Annotated in this window: 3 protein-coding genes and 4 tRNA genes; 3 read left to right on the top strand and 4 right to left on the bottom strand. The window is 66.7% G+C overall.

Annotated features, from left to right (window positions below; translation table 11 throughout):
• Positions 1 to 145: 145 nt before the first annotated feature.
• The 4 genes from QH290_RS02410 to QH290_RS02395 form a co-directional block, all read right to left on the bottom strand.
• Positions 146 to 219, bottom strand: a tRNA-Phe gene (locus QH290_RS02410).
• 34 nt (positions 220 to 253) lie between these two features.
• Positions 254 to 327 (bottom strand) — tRNA-Asp (locus QH290_RS02405).
• Between the two features lie 34 nt (positions 328 to 361).
• A tRNA-Glu gene (locus QH290_RS02400) sits at positions 362 to 434 on the bottom strand.
• Positions 435 to 533: 99 nt separating this feature from the next.
• Positions 534 to 1,193: a TetR/AcrR family transcriptional regulator gene (locus QH290_RS02395; protein WP_280269211.1), complete on the bottom strand. Its 660-nt coding sequence runs from the start codon at positions 1,191 to 1,193 to the stop codon at positions 534 to 536.
• 975 nt (positions 1,194 to 2,168) lie between these two features.
• Here QH290_RS02395 and QH290_RS02390 point away from each other — a divergent pair.
• The 3 genes from QH290_RS02390 to QH290_RS02380 form a co-directional block, all read left to right on the top strand.
• Positions 2,169 to 2,241 (top strand) — tRNA-Lys (locus QH290_RS02390).
• A 149-nt stretch (positions 2,242 to 2,390) separates the two neighbouring features.
• Positions 2,391 to 2,987, top strand: coding sequence for a DUF937 domain-containing protein (locus tag QH290_RS02385; RefSeq protein WP_280269210.1), 597 nt, complete (start codon positions 2,391 to 2,393; stop codon positions 2,985 to 2,987).
• 283 nt (positions 2,988 to 3,270) lie between these two features.
• The coding region (locus tag QH290_RS02380) for an acyl-ACP desaturase (RefSeq protein ID WP_280269209.1) at positions 3,271 to 3,612 on the top strand (342 nt) is incomplete at its 3' end.

Genomic DNA, 3,612 nt, shown 5'->3' with positions numbered 1-3,612 from the left:
CCCCCCCCCCCCCCCCCCCCCCCCCCCCCCCCCCCCCCCCCCCCCCCCCCCCGGGGGGGGGGGGGGGCCCCCCCCCCAAAAAATCACCTTCGAACGTGGGAGTGGGCCCCGGATGGGGGCCACGAACAGGCAACCCCTGAGAAGGTGGCCAAGGCCGGGATCGAACCGGCGACCTTCCGCTTTTCAGGCGGACGCTCGTACCAACTGAGCTACCTGGCCGGAGGCACCCGTACCGAATGCCTGGCTTGTCTTGCGACCCTGACGGGACTCGAACCCGCGACCTCCGCCGTGACAGGGCGGCGCGCTAACCAACTGCGCCACAGGGCCTTGCTCTGCTCCTTCGACGATGTTGCCATCGTCGTACCCCCTACGGGATTCGAACCCGCGCTACCGCCTTGAAAGGGCGGCGTCCTAGGCCGCTAGACGAAGGGGGCCCGCCGGATCTCTCCGGTCCGTTTCTCAACGGCTTCCGTTGGGAGCCCGCATAGCTTATGACAGCTCGATCGCGAATCCCAAATCGGCTGGTCAGGGGTTCAGACGCCGAGGTCCTCCAGCCGCGCGGACGCGCGCCAGCCGATGCGCCGGAACTCCTCGAGCCACTCGGGTGTGGCCATGGCCTCGACGATGACCTCGAGGGCCTCGGTGAACCGCGACCGCAGGTCGATTCCGCCGCCGAGCAGGTCGATGATGTAGCGCTGCCCGGCCAGCGCGGCGGCGAGGGTGCGGGTGAACCGGTCGGGGTCGGCGTCGGGCCGCAGCTGTTTCTGGTCGACCGCGCGGACCGCGAGCAGCCGGGTGGCCCGCCCGAGGATGCGCCCGCCGCCGGCCTGGACGTCGCGATAGAACTCCGGTTCGATGATGAGCCGGAATTCGGCCTGGATGATGATGTCGTTCTCGAGCCGCAGCGCGATCTCGTCGATCATCCCGTGCAGCACATCCAGGGATCCGAGATCCGTTCTGGTGAGCCATCTTTCCGTGGTCGCGCGGTAGCGTTCGACCGCGGCGTCCAACACCGCGCGCGCCAGATCCTCCTTGGAGTCGAAGTGGAAGTACATGGCGCCTTTGGTGGCGCGCGATCCCTCCAATATGCGGTTGAGCGACGCCGCGGCATAGCCGCTCTTCCCGAATTCAACGGCGGCGGACCTGATGATCGCCGCACGTGTCCGGCGGGCCCGCTCTTGCTGCCGTGCCATGCTCGAAACGCCTCCGAAGCTACTTGCCGTCGGAAGGACCCCCGTGGGGAGCAGTCCTCGACGCGAAGTTATACGATTTTCAAATACTTCAATGCGGGCTATCGCCCGGTTTTTCAAACTTTTGGTACGAAAACTCGCGAGAAAACCTGAAACACGCTGGCTGGTATAGTTCTCGGCGCCCGGGTGCGCCGCAGGGGGTGCGCACCCGGGCGTTTTCTTCGTCTCGGATCTGCCTCCTGCGACGCAATCTCCAGGGCGTCGCGATCGGGTCTGACCGGTCGCGACATCGTCGGGCACATCAACCATAGGCCGAATCCCATCGCACCGGGGCACTCCCGATTCTTACGGAATTCACCAAGCGGTCACCGTACCCCGAATCAGCACTCGCCGTAGGGCGTACCGGCAAGTCAGTTCGCCCGATTGCGTTTCTCGAACGCTGGCAAATACACGGCTACCCAATGGGCGATTGGTTCCTTTCGCGAATTCCGCCGCGCCCCAGCGCCGTTCACCCCCGGGCGATCTCCGCCCGGACGGCCCGACACCCACCGAACACATCCACCCCCGTTCCCGTCGTCCCCCCGGACGATCCGCGGACACACTCACCTCCACTGCCAATTGCGTTGCTACGCACCACGTTTGGTTGATATTTCCACACTTCTGCGCTCAAACAAATTGGGAACCAAGATGTTTGCCCCCGGCACCGGGGGCACAGGGATCCGAGTCCACGCCTCAGGACGTATCGCCCGACCACCCCTCCGCGTATCAATCGCGCGCACACCATGTCCCGCCCCGCCGCCCGCCGATCGATCCACCACCACCCCGCGGCGCCCGTCCACCACCCCCGCGCGGACCCACCGGCGGCATTCGAGGGCACCACCCGGCCCGGCGGCGGAACACCCACGCAGACAGCGCAAACACCCACACCCGGATACCGGTTACCACTCGCGCATCCGGCGCATTAGACTTGCGATCCGCGCCCCTATAGCTCAGTTGGTAGAGCTACGGACTTTTAATCCGCAGGTCCCAGGTTCGAGCCCTGGTGGGGGCACGTTTTCCGACGGGCCGGAGCCGCAGGGCTCCGGCCCGTCGCGCATTGCCGGTCACGACCTGGCAAATCTTCCGCGTTCGCCCGGAACCCTCGCTTACTGTGAGCACATCCGGTGGCCACCGGTCCATCCCACGAGAGGGGCTTCAGCCATGAATTCGTTCGATGACCTGCTCTCCCAAGTTCCGATCGGCCAGATCGCCGACAAGCTCGGCGTCGACCGGGCGACCGCGACGAGCGCGGTGCAGACCGCGCTGCCCGCCCTGCTCGGCGGCCTTCAGGCACAGACCGGCAATCCTCAACAGGAACAGACCGTCCAGGGTCTGGTCGACCAGCATCAGGACGACGGCCTGCTGGCGGGCGGCGTCGATATCGAGCAGGTCGACGCGAACTCGGGGGAACAGATCGTGGACAACGTCTTCGGCGAGGAGAAGAACACCGTCATCAACGCGCTGGGCGCGACCGAGGGCTCCGGCGGCAACGAACTCGTCGCCAAGATACTGCCGCTGCTGGCCCCGATCGTGCTCGCCTATCTCGGCAAGCAGATGGCGGGCGGATCCGCGGGGGCGGGCACCACCCCGGCCCCGACGCCGAGTGCGGGCGGCGGCCTCGGCGACATTCTGGGCGGGCTACTGGGCGGGGCGGGCAAGAGCGGCGGCATCGGCGGAGCGATCTCGGATGCGCTGGGCAAGAATGCCGGCGGCGCGCTCGGAAACATCCTGGGTGGACTGCTCGGCGGCAAGCGCTGAGACCCCGCGCCCACCGCCCGTCGCCGCGCGCGGCGGGCGGTTTTCCGTGACCGGCTAACACTTCGCAGCTGGGAACGATAGTCAGCACGGCGCGGCCCGGACGCCTAGACTCGGAGGCGTTGTACCCGCCCCGACGTCGCCATATGAGTTCCATCACGGACACTGTGAAGTCACCCAGATGCGTTTCGCATCACACCTACGGTGCCGTAAGGTATGGGCCGCGGCGGCAAGGCCAAGGGGGACTGACGAGCAAGAGCGCACGACACACCGAAGGGCAATGTATATGGCAAGGGATCTGACTCAACTCGAACTGCTGACGGAGTTGGAGCCGGTTGCCGAGCAGAACGTCAACCGCCACCTGTCGATGGCCAAGGAATGGCACCCGCACGACTACGTGCCGTGGGACGACGGGCGCAACTTCGCCGCGCTGGGGGGCGTGGACTGGGACCCGTCGCAGTCACAGCTCAGTGAGGTCGCCAAGGCGGCGATGATCACCAACCTGCTGACCGAGGACAACCTGCCCTCCTACCACCGCGAGATCGCCGAGAACTTCTCCCAGGACGGTGCCTGGGGCACCTGGGTCGGACGCTGGACCGCCGAGGAGAACCGCCACGGCATCGTCATG

It is taken from the genome of Nocardia wallacei (assembly GCF_029869545.1).
GTDB classification, from domain to species: Bacteria; Actinomycetota; Actinomycetes; order Mycobacteriales; family Mycobacteriaceae; genus Nocardia; species Nocardia wallacei_A.
The sequence above is the reverse complement of the archived record's forward strand: the minus strand, read 5'-3'. Positions and strand labels throughout refer to the sequence as shown.

Coding starts and splice junctions, on each gene's coding strand:
- QH290_RS02395 (WP_280269211.1), bottom strand. CDS start 1,193: ATGGCACGGCAGCAAGAGCGGGCCCGCCGGACACGTGCGGCGATCATC.
- QH290_RS02385 (WP_280269210.1), top strand. CDS start 2,391: ATGAATTCGTTCGATGACCTGCTCTCCCAAGTTCCGATCGGCCAGATC.